Genomic DNA, 13,490 nt, shown 5'->3' with positions numbered 1-13,490 from the left:
CTTGTATTATATGAAAGATTCATTATTTATTAAAGCAGCATTTTCGGAAACAACAGAACGCCCACCAGTATGGATGATGCGCCAGGCTGGCCGTTTTATGCCAGAGTATTGGGAAATTAAAAACAAATATTCGTTTCTGGAAATGTGCAAAACGCCAGAGTTAGCCGCAGACGTAACCATGCTGCCGGTTGATTTACTGGATATTGATGCTGCGATTTTATTCTCAGATATTTTAGTAACAGGCGAAGCCATGGGCGGAGACCTGAGCTTTTCGCAAGGCGTAGGTCCTAAATTTGCCAATCCGGTGCGTACCCAGGCAGATGTTGATAACCTAAGCACCGATGTATTGGATAAACTGCAATACGTTGCCGATGCTATTAAAGTAATTCAACAACGCTTAAATGGCAAAATTCCATTGATCGGTTTTGCAGGTGCACCGTTTACGGTAATGAGCTATTTGGTTGAAGGCGGATCTTCAAAAGATTTTAAGTTAACCAAGCTTATACTACACAACGAGCCCGAAATGGCTCATCAGTTGTTAGCTAAAATAGCAAAGGTTACTGCTGCTTATCTAAACCTGCAAATTGAAGCCGGCGTTAACGCTGTTCAGATTTTTGATAGCTGGGCACAAGCATTGGCATGGGACGATTACAAGGAGTTCTCACACCGTTACATTCAGGAAATTATTGCTAACCTTAACCGTAAGGATATCCCGGTTATTTCTTTCTGCAAAGGCAGCTCGGTTTTTGCACCGCTAATGGCTGAGGCAAAACCGGATGTAATTTCTATCGATTGGAATGTTGACTTGTTAGATATTAAGAACCGTTTACCAAAAAGCATAGCCGTACAAGGTAACCTCGATCCACATATTTTATATGCCGATAAAAAGGTGATCAAAGAACGTATCCACCGTTTATTCGAACGCATGCGTGGCCAAAACGGTTTCATCTTCAACCTCGGCCACGGCATTATGCCCGATATTCCGTTTGATAACGTGAAGTATGCGGTGGAGGTGATAAAGGAATATAGATATTAAAAGCCCCCTAACCCCCTAAAGGGGAAACAGGAGGTTTCATTATAAACTAATTTAATAATTCCCCCTTTAGGGGGTTAGGGGGTATGTATCTCTACTTAAAATCCATACACATCATATTTGTAGTCAGCTGGATGGCTGGGCTATTTTATGTTGTGCGGCTTTTTATTTACCATACCGAAGCTCAGGAAAGGGTAGAGGCGGAGCGTAAAGTACTGTCGGACCAGTTTGAGATAATGGAGCGTAAGCTCATGAACATTATTACCACACCGGCTATGTTGCTTACCCTCATTGCAGGTATTAGCATGCTGTTTATCCAACCTGAATGGTTGAAGCAGCCCTGGATGCATGTGAAGCTTACCTTCGTGCTAGGTTTAGTAGCCTACCATTTTATCTGCATCCACAAAATGAAACAGATGCGCCAGGGTATTTACACCTGGACATCAACCCAACTCCGCATCTGGAACGAGTTAGCAACTATTTTTCTCTTCGCTATAGTCTTTTTAGTAGTGTTGAAAAGTGCCCTTAACTGGATTTTTGGTGTGCTGGGAATTATCGCCTTCTCGATGGTAATTATGTCGGCGGTGAAGATCTATAAGTATTATAGGTTGAAGAAGTAGTTTTTAAAGCGAGTCGAGAATCAAGAGTCGGAATCGAGACTTACTGGCAATTTCGTCATGCTGAACTTGTTTCAGCACCCCACATGCCAAGTCTAAGATATTTGAGGTCTGCTACCTGTCCTGTGGGTTCCCGAAACAAGTTCGGGATGACGTGGTGGAACTATCCAGTTGCCCACCGCAAAACATACATCGCATAATTATCTTCCACCAATTCACCCAATTCAAATCCATTACGCTTTAAAAGCTTTATCGAGCTTTCATTATCCATACGAGGAAAGGCTGTTATTGAATTTAACTGCATCACCTCAAATCCATGGGTAAGTACTTTTTCAATAGCTTCCTGCATTAATCCTTTTCCGTGGTATTGGGGTAATAGTTCATATCCGATTTCGGCTGTGCTATTTTCTAAATCAAAATTATAATAGCAAATAGTGCCGATTAAGTCATCATTTGTTTTGAGGCTGATAACCCAATAAACTCCTTGTTTATTTTGAAGTGTACTTTCAATCTTTTGAATAAAGTCTCGGGCGTCCTGTATGCTTGTAGCAGGAGCTCTGTCGAGGTAAGTGTTTACAACATCGTCAGAGCGGAGACTTAGTATTGCGTTAGCATCTTCTGCACTAAGTTTTTGTAATACGAGGCGCTCAGTTGTGAGTGCTGGGAAGGGAGAGAGGTTGATGTTCATTATGCTAAGTTTATAAAGTTTGTCATTGCGAGGAGGAACAACGTGGCAATCTCGTCGCTTACAAAGTTATGCATGCGACGAGATTGCCACACTATCGCTCGCAATGACAAATTGGGTTTTACATGTGTGTTACTGCTTATAAATCACCCCGTCCTTCATCACCAACTTTACTTGCTTAACTGTTTTGATATCATCAACGGGATTGCCATCTACTACAACAATATCCGCCAGATATCCGTTTTTAATTTGTCCTAAATTTTTTAGTCCAAATACTGTCGCATTCACGGAAGTGGCTGATTTTAAAACGTCTATGGGCTTCATTCCATATTCGGCCATTAAAATCATCTCGCGGGCATTGTCACCATGAGGAAAAACCCCTACATCACCACCCATGCAAATTGTTACGCCCGATTTTAGGGCTTCGGCAAACATGGCGTGCTTATTTTTCACACCCTCTGGTTCGTCATCTACACCTTTTTTCCAGCCCCGGTAACCGCTTATGGCTTCGGTAGCCGACAGCGTTGGGCATAATGCAATGCCTTTTTCTTTCATCAGTTTAAATATTTCGGCGTTGCCGCCGTCGCCATGCTCTATAGTTTTAACACCAGCAGCAATGGCACGTCGCATGCCTTCGTCAGTGGCCGAGTGTACAACCACCATCCGACCGCTACTGCTTGCTACTTGCACAGCCAGTTTTAATTCGTCGGCGGTAAAGGTTGGTGCTGCGGTTCCATTAAGTCCCCAACGGTAATCGGCATATAATTTAATTACATCGGCACCATAACCAATTTGCGAACGAATTACCCGGGTCAACCCATCAACGCCGTCAGCTTCTTCGGCACCTTTGGGTAAAATAGCTTCTGTTACAGTGCTTTTGGGGCCGTAGCTTCCGGTAGCAACAATAGCGCGTGTGGCAACCAATAGTCTCGGGCCGGGTATGACGCCTTTGTTAATGGCTGCTTTCAAGCCCACATCATCATAGCCAGCACCTTCTGTACCCAAATCACGAGCTGAGGTAAATCCGGCCATCAGCGTTTCGCGGGCATGGTTAACCGCCCTTGCAGTACGCTCGGCCCGGCTCTCGGTTAATACCTGATTATCCCAGCTTGTTTCATTATAAGGGTGAAGGAACATGTGCGAATGGCCTTCGATAAAGCCAGGGAGTAAGGTAGCGCCTTTTAAATCTATTATCTGTGCCGATGCCGGTACGTTAATGCTGGCCGCTTCTCCAACGGCCTCTATGCGGTTATCGGTCACCAATACCCACCAGCCGTTATGCATTTGCTGGCCGTCGAAAACACGGTCGGGCTTTAATAAAATTGCTTTATGTTCTTGTGCGTTACTGCAAAGTGCGATAAATGTAAGTAGCAATAAGGAGGCGAGTTTTTTCATAATAGCTAAAGATAAAAACATAGCCCGAACCGCAGTTAAAAGTATATTTATAAAAAGTTAAAAAAAGTTAAATATGCTTGCAACCAATTAGCCCCGGTTATCATCTTAAGAATAAATGCTGCTTCTGAAACATAAACATACCACCGAAGACCTGATAAACGATTGCCGAAAGGGTAGCCGAAAAGCGCAGGAATTGCTTTATAAGCAGCTTGCAGCCAAGATGCTAGCGGTTTGTATGCGATATGCAGTAGATAAAATGGAGGCGGAAGATATGTTGCAGAATGGGTTTGTGAGGGTGTTTCAGAAAATAGACGATTACAGGGGGGAGGGGGCTTTTGAAGGATGGGTGCGCCGTATTATGGTACATAGTTCGATAGAGTATTATCGTAAGCACCATAAAATGATGCATGTGGAAATAGACGATACCGCACCGGGGCAATCTATAAACGCGGCAGCGGCAGCCAATCTGGATGCTAAAGATTTAATGGCCATGATCCAGCGCTTATCGCCCGGCTACCGAATGGTATTTAACCTTTATGCTATAGAAGGATATTCGCATAAAGAAATTGGGGAAATAATGGGGATTACTGAGGGCGCTTCGAAATCGCAGCTCTCTAGAGCACGCGCTATTTTGAAAGAACAAGTGATTAAAACAGAAGGAGAAAATTATGGATATGCAGGATAAAGATATCGACGAATTATTCCGTGCTAAACTGGATAACGTGGAGGTTGAACCTTCGGTAAAAGTGTGGAAAGGGATTGTAGTAGAACTCGATGGCGCTAAGCAAAAGCGTACGCTTATACCGGTAATGCGTATAGCAGCTAGTGTTACAGTAATTCTTGGTATCGGTCTGTTCTTCTTATTAAAAGGGACTGACGGCGTTAAGCCGCGGGTTGTAAAAAATATTACTAAAAAGCACGGAGCTAATACCAATATCCTACGTGATGAACATGACGATAATGATGAAAATAATCCGATACTGCAATCGACTGGCGATCAGCAATTAACTGCGGAAGTAGTTAAGCCAAGCCAAACAACTAACCAGCACAAGGAGAATGGCAGTACAAAAGCTGTTAAGCGTTCGGAAACTTTAACAGTTGTTAGGCATTCAAACAGTGCTGATAAGTCGCAATCTGACGAATCTGCACCGGAAATCTCAACAATTGCCGAACCTTATACGTTAGCAGCAGCAACAGGTAACGATATAAAAATTACTAAAGCTGTAGTGCCCGATGAAGCTTTGAACGATGTGAAGCCTGTGGTTCAAAACGCAGATGAATTTAAAACTACCGCTAAACCGGTTGTTGCTCAATTACCAGCTGGCAAAGGTAATGCTCGTGCTAAGAAGCATAGTTTAAACAGTATCGGCGACCTCATTAATGTGGTAGTTGCCAAAGTAGATAAACGCCAGGATAAGGTGATAGAATTTAGCAATACTGATGATGATGAATCAACCATAACTGGCCTTAACCTTGGTATTGTAAAAGTGAAAAAAGACAAATAAGATATACGCTCAAACTAAACATATAACATGAAACGACTATTGATTACAGCTGCAGTCTGTGTAGCCACTATGGCTGCTTTTGCCCAAAACGCAGATAGTACTAAAACTGCCAGCGATACCACAAAAGCAAAAAAAGGCTTCCATATAAGTTTTGGACATAGCGACAACAAGCCTCATTTAGATGCTAATGGTATTGATACCACGCATTACTACGAGCATAGCAAGGCACCGGGTTTCTCATTCGGGCTAACGTTTTCCCGCTTCGATTTAGGTTTGGCTACGCTGATTGATAATGGCAGCTTTACCTTATCACCTCAAAATAACTTTTTAAGATACCGCTCGTGGAAAACTAGCAATGTTGGGTTTGACCTGCTGCAGTTTGGATATCGTTTTAACAGTGCCTTTAAGATTTATGTATCGGGCGGTTTCGATTGGACACATATCCGCCTGCGCGAAAATATCACCATACAAAAGAATGCGCCGGTGTTAACTTACACCCAGGATGATATTGACTACAGCAAAAACCGGTTTTCATCCACCTATCTCCGCATCCCACTTTCTTTCGACTACCGCTCGCATGAAGATGCCAATGGACGTAGATTCCATTTGGTGGCCGGCCCGGATGTAGGGTTGTTGCTAAACGGACGTGTAAAGCAGATAAGTGAGGAAAACGGAAAACAAAAAGTTGACGACGATTACCATTATACTAAAATGCGTTATGGCGTTTTCACCCGTATTGGTTATGGCTTTGCCGGTCTGTTTGCCAAATACTACTTTAACGATATGTTTGAGAATAGTCCGGCGCAGGATGGGCTTAAGAACTTCTCTTTTGGTATAACAGTTGGGTTTTAGCATACCTCTTAATGTATTACAAAGGCTGCCGGTATATCGGTGGCCTTTGTTGTTTTATGTATATTTACCGCCAATGTCAGATCATCCTTTTTTACAAGCCAAGGCAATTAGCAAGGTATACGATGGTAAGCACTCGGCCGGTGTGCGTAACGTTAGTATAGAAATTCAGCCCGGAATTATTACAGCAATTATAGGCGAAAGCGGTAGTGGTAAAAGTACTCTACTACGTTTATTGTACGGTTTGCTTTCGCCACAGCAGGGCGAGGTTAGGTTTAGGGGCGAGAAGATATGGGGACCGGAGGAGAAATTAATTCCCGGACATGACAGCATGAAAATGGTTACACAACATGCAGATGATTTGAACCTGTTTGCCAATGTGTGGGATAATATTGCAACCTTATTGCCCAACACCAATCTGAAATATAAGAAAGAGCGATCGGAAGAATTATTACAGCAGTTAAACATGCTGCACATGGCCGATAAAAAAATAGCCACGTTAAGTGGTGGCGAAAAGCAGCGGGTTGCTATCGCCCGTGCATTAGCCTTAAAGCCCGAAGTTTTATTCTTGGATGAGCCCTTTAACCAGGTTGATACTTCATTTCGTGAAGGGCTGCAACGCGACATTCGGAATATAGTAAAAGAGACAGGCTTAACCGTAATTATGGTATCGCACGATCCGGCTGAAGTACTCTCTATGGCCGATGAGTTGGTGGTAATCCGCAACGGAGAGATCATTGAACATGGCACGCCTCATGGCATGTATAATCACCCCGAAAATTTCTACACTGCCAAATTGCTGAGTAATTGCAATGTGTTAAATAATCAGCAGGCTAAAGAACTTCATATCGAGGCCACGATGGAGAAGGTGGTCATTTACCCCGAGTGGATAAGCATTGTACAAAGCTTTATGCCGAAGAAATGGATAGTTGCTCATATACTCTTTAAAGGTCCTTACGAAGAACTGATACTAACGCACGATGGCATTAGCATTAAAATGTTTAATCTTGAGGTTGGCAAATATGCTTTAGGCAAGGGTGTGAATGTTAAGGTGAGTAAGCATCTGGAGTTTTGATTTCTTGTAGTCATCCTGTTCCAACAGCTATTGGGATCGGGCCCCCCCTAATAAGTAGATTTGAAAAGTTTGCCACCTGTCCTATGGGGTGCTGAAACAAGTTCAGCATGACGGGCGGAGAATTGTTGAAGGATAAATTCGCAGAAGCACAATACTTTGTGTCTCTGTGCTAAGCTATATTAAACAAAAAAGAGACACAAGTTTCTGTGTCTCTGCAAGGAAATTCTGTTAATTTCCAAATTCTATGAATTCTGGTTCAGACAATTAAACCAAATACTCAAACAAAGTTTGATCCCTATTGATCTCAATTACCTCAAAACGGTTCGCCTCCATACGCTCCAACAAGGCGGCGTAATCATCTGCCGAGCGAAGCTCGATACCTACTAGTGCAGGACCACTTTCGCGTTCGGTTTTTTTGATGAATTCGAAACGGGTAATATCATCATGCGGACCCAATACCTCGCTTACAAATAATTTCAAAGCTCCCGGGCGTTGCGGAAAACGAACGATAAAATAATGTTTCAGACCTTCGTAAAGCAGCGACTGCTCTTTAATGTCTTGCATTCTATCGATATCGTTATTGCCTCCGCTTACAATGCAAACTACTTTTTTGCCTTTGATCTGCTCTTTATACAGGTCGAGCACTGCAACAGATAAGGCGCCTGCGGGTTCAACCACAATAGCGTCTTCGTTATAAAGTTTAAGTATGGCGGTACAAACCTTGCCTTCGGGCACGGTAAGCATATCATCTAAAATTTGCTGGCAAATTTCAAAGTTTAACGAACCTACGCGCTTAACAGAAGCACCGTCGACAAAGCGGTTTACTTTTGGTAGGGTAACCGGTTCGCCAGCCTCTAATGCCTTAAACATAGAGGGTGCGCCTTCTGGTTCAACACCAGCTAATACGATGTTGGGGTTTTGCTGTTTAAGATAAGTGCCTGTACCGGCAGCTAAGCCGCCGCCACCGATAGGCATAATTACTACCTCGGTATCGGGCAGGTCTTCATATATTTCTACACCTACAGTTCCCTGGCCTTCGATAATGCGTTCATTGTCGAAAGGGGGGATAAATGTCATGTTGTGCGACTCGGTGTAAGCCAGCGCTTCTTTCAAGCAATCGTCAAAAGTATCGCCAACCAACACAATATCAATGCTTCCGTTACCAAACATCTGGGTTTGTTTAACCTTTTGATTTGGGGTAATTTCGGGCATAAAGATAACTCCGCGTGTACCCAGCTTTTTGCAGGAGAAAGCCACGCCTTGTGCATGGTTGCCTGCACTGGCGCAAACTACACCACGACGCATCTGATCTTCATTTAGCTGGCTGATCATATTGTAAGCGCCACGCAGTTTGTAAGAGCGTACAACCTGCATGTCTTCGCGTTTCAGGTAAATTTCGCAGTCGAAACGATCTGACAGGCCCTGGTTAAACTCCAAAGGCGTACGGCGTACAACGCCTTTTAGCCTTTGTGCGGCAGATTCGAAATCAAGATGATATTTGGTTTCCGTATCCATGCTATTTAACTAACTGACCAACCATCAGGCTTTTCAAATCATCATCATTAATATCGAGTTTACTATCAGCCAGTGTTAAGAATTTGGCGTAAACATCGGCCAATTCCTCTTTACTCAAGCTATAACCTAAACGCTCTAAGTGGAACTTCAAAGCATGACGGCCGCTGCGTGCAGTCAACACAATGCTTGCGCTAGGGAAACCAACATCTTCCGGACGAATAATTTCATAATTCTCGCGATTTTTCAGGAAACCATCCTGGTGTATACCAGAACTATGCGCGAAGGCGTTAGCACCAACAATAGCTTTATTAGGCTGAACCACCATGCGCATTTGGGTGCTCACCATGCGGCTCAGTTCGTAAAACATTTTGGTGTTGATGTTGGTGTGCAGGCCTAAAGTCTGGTGTGTTTTCAGCACCATGACCACCTCTTCAATAGAGGTATTGCCTGCACGTTCGCCTATGCCGTTAATGGTACCTTCAATCTGGCGGGCACCATTCTGTAAACCAGCAATTGAGTTGGCAGTAGCCAAACCTAAATCGTTATGGCAGTGTACAGATATAATGGCTTTGTCGATGTTTTTAACGTTCTCCTTTAGATACTTGATCTTGCTACCATATTGGTCTGGCAGGCAATAACCATTGGTATCAGGAATGTTTACTACGGTTGCGCCGGCTGCAATTACAGCTTCGACCATTTGTGCCAGGTAAACAATGTCGGCACGACCGGCATCCTCGGCATAAAACTCGATGTCTTCAACCGATTTTTTGGCGTATTTAACCGCAGCAACCGCACGCTCCAGAATTTCTTCGCGGGTGCTGTTGAATTTGGTTTTGATGTGCATATCAGATGAGCCAATGCCAGTGTGGATGCGTGGATGTTTGGCATATTGAAGCGCTTCAACAGCTGCGTCGATGTCTTTCTGATGTGCACGTGTTAATGCGCAAATAGTTGGGTTATTAACAGCCTTAGCAATTTCAACAACGCTTTGAAAATCACCCGGACTTGATGCAGGGAAGCCTGCTTCTATAATATCCACGCCCAGTGCTTCCAGCTCGCGGGCAATCTCAATTTTTTCGGGCGTAGTTAACTGACAGCCTGGTACTTGTTCACCATCACGCAGGGTGGTGTCAAATACATAAACGCGATTCGGGTCGTGTAGCATGTTTCTTTTTGTTTTAAATGTTTATTAGGTATTAAGTATCTAGTACCAAGTAGCAAGATGTTTTTTGTATTGCTACTTGATACTTAGTACTTGCTACTTTTCTTTTACAGCTATAAATCTTAATCTTTTGTAATCGGCATACCATTGTCCGTTCTCATCGTAATAAGGGCGAAGCAATTCAGTAATTTCTGCCAATATCTGTTGTTTGTCCTGCTCTGGTATATCTTTAAAATAAACCGAGCCAAACATCTCTATCCATTTTGATACGCCTTGCGATCCATCCTGCAGTGGAGTTTTGCGATCGAAGTGCGATGCAAAAGCCACGCGAAAACCATGTGACTCTAACCGGCTCGCATACTCGCCAACCGACGGAAAATACCATTGGTTGATCTGAGCCTGTTTATGATAGCCATGTTTCTCCAGCGTGGTTTTAGTAGCGCTGATCAGTTTCTCAACATTGCCTTTACCACCCATTTCGGCTACAAAACGGCCGCCTGGTTTAAGGCTGTTATAAACAGATTTCATCATGCCATCCTGGTTTTTTACCCAGTGCAGGGCAGCATTACTAAAAACTGCATCAAAAGGTTCATCAAACTTAAAATCGCCTGCATCAGCAACCTCAAACTTTACTTCGGGGTAAAGCTTTTGCGCTTGCGCAATCATCTCCGGCGAATAATCTGTACCTATAACATCAGCGCCCAGATCTTTGATCTGCTGGGTGAGGTAACCGGTACCGCAACCTACATCATGTATACGTTCGCCGGGTTTAACGTCCAGCAGTTCTACCACGTTTTCACCAAATTGGTAAACGAAAGCATGTTTTTGATCATATAAATCAGCGTTCCAGTTCATAAACCCCTCCCAACCCTCACCAAAGGAGAGTGCTTTTTAATTTTAATGGTTAATTAAATAATACAGTATTGTAATCCATCCAGAACTCCCCCTCTTCGGGGAGGCCGGGAGGGGTTACTTTAAGTACTCCAAAACCTTTTGCCCCATTGCCTGGGTACCTAAGATTTTGGCTTTGTCGGTATTCGCATCAGCAATGTCGCCGGTGCGATAGCCATCTTTTAATGTTTTGTCGATTGCGTCAGTAATTTTCTTAGCTTCTTCTTTAAGACCGAAACTAATCTCCAGCATCAAAGCAACCGATAGGATAGAGGCCAATGGATTGGCTTTATCCTGACCGGCAATGTCATGCGCCGAACCGTGGATAGGTTCGAAGAAACCCGTACCATCGCCAATAGAAGCAGATGCCAGCATACCCATAGAACCTGCAATTTGCGAAGCCTCGTCGGTAAGGATGTCGCCGAACAGGTTAGCGGTAAGTACAACGTCGAACTTTTTAGGATTCTTAACCAGTTGCATTGCGGCATTGTCTATAAACATGTGTTCGGTCTCTACATCAGGATATTGTTTAGCCAGTTCCTGAACTACCTCGCGCCATAGGCGTGATGCTTCCAGTACGTTTGCTTTATCTACTGAGCATAAACGTTTACCACGCACTTGTGCAGCTTCGAATGCTTTTTTGGCGATGCGCTCCACTTCGTAACGGTGGTAGATCATCAGGTCTGACGCGGTGTTTCTATCTTCGCTGCGTTTCTTCTCGCCAAAGTAAACGTCGCCGGTCAGCTCGCGGAAAAACAGGATATCTGTACCGCGCAATACTTCCGGCTTTAAGCTTGATGCGTCTAACAGCTCATCAAATAACATGATTGGGCGTAGATTAGCATATAGGCCTAGTTCCTTACGGATCTTTAATAATCCCTGCTCCGGGCGAACCTTGGCAGAAGGATCATTATCATATTTAGCATGACCAACGGCACCAAATAGGATAGCGTCGCTTGCTTTTGCTTTCTCTAAAGTTTCGTCGGGCAGCGGATTGCCGGTAGCCTCGATAGCTACGTGGCCCATTAACGCTTCGTCGAATGTAAATTCGTGATTGTATTGTGCAGCAATTTCCTCTAAAACAGCTTTGCCCCAGGTTGTAACCTCGGGCCCAATGCCATCACCAGGAATAACTAAGATGTGTTTCTTCATGCCCCCTAACCCCCTAAAGGGGGAATTTGGTTTTTATGTTATTAATTTATTATTTATTTCGTTCACCTTTCCGATTCCCCCTTTAGGGGGTTAGGGGGCTACTTGTCCTCTTGTTTCTTTCAATTTCATTATCATTTGCTTTGCGTCGGCTGCAACCCATTGATTGTAATCTTCAATGGCTTGCAAACGGTCTGCATCGCTAATGTAGCCTTCTTCCACAATCTGATTCATGGCGGCTACTTTACTCCAGATGCTGATTTTATGCTCAAAATCAGATTGGCCTTTTTCATAAACTTCATCTGCATTCAGCACTTCGATGTTCCGGAAACCCAATTCTTCGAAAAAGCCCTTGGCATCTTCCGCAACTTCGTTGTTCATACCAGCATCAGAGCGCCACCTTAAAAAGGTAGCATAAAACCTGCGCATGCTTAAAGGCGGCTCCGGTGTCCACTCCAATTCGGTGTGGTCATAATCTAAAACGGATAACCAACCGCCAGGCTTAAGCATACTTTTCATCTTGGCAACGGCTTCCTGTGGATTGCTTAGCCATGGAATAGTACGTGCCGAAACGATAAGGTCGAACTTTTCTTCAGGGTGAAAATCAAACAGATCTGTGTGGATTAGTTCCAGATTTTCAACATCCTTGTAAGTTCCCTTACCGCTTTCAATAAAGTGTCCTGTATTATCAATCCCGGTAATGTGTCCTTGCGGACCAATGATATTGGCTATATCTTTTGAAATGGCACCTGTTCCGCAACCAACATCCAGTACTTTCAGACCCGGTTTTAACAAAGACGTAAGCGTTGCGTAATCTCTTTGCAGACTACGCTCATCAAACAATTTGCTTGTTGATGGATCTCGTTTTATGAATTTGTTATCTGCCATGCCGAGCCCCCTAACCCCCTAAAGGGGAACAGAAGTTTATTTTTTAATTGTTGAATTTATTTAGCACTCCTACTCCCCCTTTAGGGGGCTGGGGGCCTTTACTGTTTCGCTTCAAATTCTTCTACCAAAGCCTTATTGCTCAGGATATAATCGATATCATCATATCCATTAATTAAGCAAGCCTTTTTGTATGGATTGATCTCGAATGCTTCCTCGTCACCAGTATTGCTAATGCGGATAACTTGTTGCTCCAGATCAATTTCTATCTGTGCGTCTTTATCGCTGTAAAGCTCATCGAAAATTTTTGCTAAAAAATCGTCGCTTACTTGTACTGGTAACAACCCGTTATTGAGGGCGTTGCCTTTAAAAATATCAGCGAAGAAACTGCTTACCACGGCGTCGAAACCGTAGTCTGAGAGTGCCCAGGCAGCATGCTCGCGACTACTTCCGCAGCCGAAATTTTTACCGGCTACTAGCACCTTGCCCGAGTATGTTGGGTTGTTAAGCACGAAATCCTTTTTTGGGTTATCGTTCTCATCAAAACGCCAATCGCGGAAAAGGTTATTGCCAAAGCCCTCTCGAGTGGTGGCTTTTAGAAACCTTGCCGGAATGATCTGGTCGGTATCAATGTTTTCAATCGGCAACGGTACTGCTGTTGATTGAATGTGTTTAAAAATTTTTGTTGACATTATATCTTTCTTTATGTCATTACGAGGAACGAAGCAA

At 43.7% G+C, this 13,490-nt stretch carries 14 protein-coding genes; 6 read left to right on the top strand and 8 right to left on the bottom strand.

Going from position 1 to position 13,490, the window contains the following annotated elements; translation table 11 throughout:
- Window positions 1-10 precede the first annotated feature (10 nt).
- Both hemE and hemJ read left to right on the top strand, forming a co-directional pair.
- Window positions 11-1,036, top strand: a complete 1,026-nt coding sequence (hemE, locus tag GSY63_RS18895) for a uroporphyrinogen decarboxylase (RefSeq protein ID WP_166587389.1) — start codon at window positions 11-13, stop codon at window positions 1,034-1,036.
- A gap of 83 nt (window positions 1,037-1,119) precedes the next feature.
- The gene (hemJ, locus tag GSY63_RS18890) at window positions 1,120-1,653 is read left to right on the top strand and encodes a protoporphyrinogen oxidase HemJ (protein WP_166587388.1); all 534 of its coding nucleotides are present in this window, start codon (window positions 1,120-1,122) and stop codon (window positions 1,651-1,653) included.
- Window positions 1,654-1,813: 160 nt separating this feature from the next.
- On the opposite strand, the gene GSY63_RS18885 is transcribed toward hemJ, so the two are convergent.
- Together GSY63_RS18885 and GSY63_RS18880 are read right to left on the bottom strand one after the other, a co-directional pair.
- Window positions 1,814-2,338 (bottom strand): GNAT family N-acetyltransferase, encoded by a 525-nt coding sequence (locus GSY63_RS18885; protein WP_166587387.1) that lies wholly within the window; start codon window positions 2,336-2,338, stop codon window positions 1,814-1,816.
- A 129-nt stretch (window positions 2,339-2,467) separates the two neighbouring features.
- Window positions 2,468-3,730, bottom strand: a complete 1,263-nt coding sequence (locus tag GSY63_RS18880) for a metal-dependent hydrolase family protein (RefSeq protein ID WP_166587386.1) — start codon at window positions 3,728-3,730, stop codon at window positions 2,468-2,470.
- A gap of 118 nt (window positions 3,731-3,848) precedes the next feature.
- On the opposite strand from GSY63_RS18880, the gene GSY63_RS18875 reads away from it, so the two are divergent.
- The 4 genes from GSY63_RS18875 to GSY63_RS18860 all read left to right on the top strand — a co-directional run bounded on the left by GSY63_RS18875 (window position 3,849) and on the right by GSY63_RS18860 (window position 7,159).
- A complete protein-coding gene (locus tag GSY63_RS18875; protein ID WP_243749287.1) occupies window positions 3,849-4,415 on the top strand; it encodes an RNA polymerase sigma factor in 567 nt (188 codons plus the stop codon).
- Entirely contained in the window at window positions 4,399-5,235 is an 837-nt protein-coding gene (locus GSY63_RS18870) for a hypothetical protein (protein WP_166587384.1), read from the top strand. The genes GSY63_RS18875 and GSY63_RS18870 overlap by 17 nt, the downstream gene beginning before the upstream one ends.
- 27 nt (window positions 5,236-5,262) lie before the next feature.
- On the top strand, window positions 5,263-6,087 hold the full coding sequence (locus tag GSY63_RS18865) for an outer membrane beta-barrel protein (RefSeq protein WP_166587383.1): 825 nt from the start codon (window positions 5,263-5,265) through the stop codon (window positions 6,085-6,087).
- A gap of 73 nt (window positions 6,088-6,160) precedes the next feature.
- Window positions 6,161-7,159: an ABC transporter ATP-binding protein gene (locus tag GSY63_RS18860; RefSeq protein ID WP_166587382.1), complete on the top strand. Its 999-nt coding sequence runs from the start codon at window positions 6,161-6,163 to the stop codon at window positions 7,157-7,159.
- Between the two features lie 264 nt (window positions 7,160-7,423).
- Here the strand turns inward: GSY63_RS18860 and ilvA are convergent, their stop codons facing one another.
- The 6 genes from ilvA to leuD form a co-directional block, all read right to left on the bottom strand.
- Complete coding sequence (gene ilvA, locus GSY63_RS18855) at window positions 7,424-8,674, bottom strand: threonine ammonia-lyase IlvA (protein ID WP_166587381.1); 1,251 nt, start codon at window positions 8,672-8,674, stop codon at window positions 7,424-7,426.
- Window position 8,675: 1 nt separating this feature from the next.
- A complete protein-coding gene (locus GSY63_RS18850) occupies window positions 8,676-9,839 on the bottom strand; it encodes a 2-isopropylmalate synthase (RefSeq protein WP_166587380.1) in 1,164 nt (387 codons plus the stop codon).
- A 93-nt stretch (window positions 9,840-9,932) separates the two neighbouring features.
- Window positions 9,933-10,691 carry a methyltransferase domain-containing protein gene (locus tag GSY63_RS18845; RefSeq protein WP_166587379.1) on the bottom strand — a complete coding sequence of 253 codons (759 nt, stop codon included), beginning with the start codon at window positions 10,689-10,691 and terminating at the stop codon, window positions 9,933-9,935.
- 114 nt (window positions 10,692-10,805) lie between these two features.
- A complete protein-coding gene (leuB, locus tag GSY63_RS18840; RefSeq protein ID WP_166587378.1) occupies window positions 10,806-11,879 on the bottom strand; it encodes a 3-isopropylmalate dehydrogenase in 1,074 nt (357 codons plus the stop codon).
- Between the two features lie 90 nt (window positions 11,880-11,969).
- Complete coding sequence (locus tag GSY63_RS18835; protein WP_166587377.1) at window positions 11,970-12,764, bottom strand: methyltransferase domain-containing protein; 795 nt, start codon at window positions 12,762-12,764, stop codon at window positions 11,970-11,972.
- 98 nt (window positions 12,765-12,862) lie between these two features.
- Complete coding sequence (gene leuD / locus GSY63_RS18830; protein WP_166587376.1) at window positions 12,863-13,453, bottom strand: 3-isopropylmalate dehydratase small subunit; 591 nt, start codon at window positions 13,451-13,453, stop codon at window positions 12,863-12,865.
- Between the last annotated feature and the right edge of the window lie 37 nt (window positions 13,454-13,490).

The sequence above is a fragment of the Mucilaginibacter agri genome (assembly GCF_009928685.1).
In the GTDB taxonomy this organism is placed as follows: Bacteria; Bacteroidota; Bacteroidia; order Sphingobacteriales; family Sphingobacteriaceae; genus Mucilaginibacter; species Mucilaginibacter agri.
This window is presented reverse-complemented; position numbering and strand designations above follow the sequence as displayed.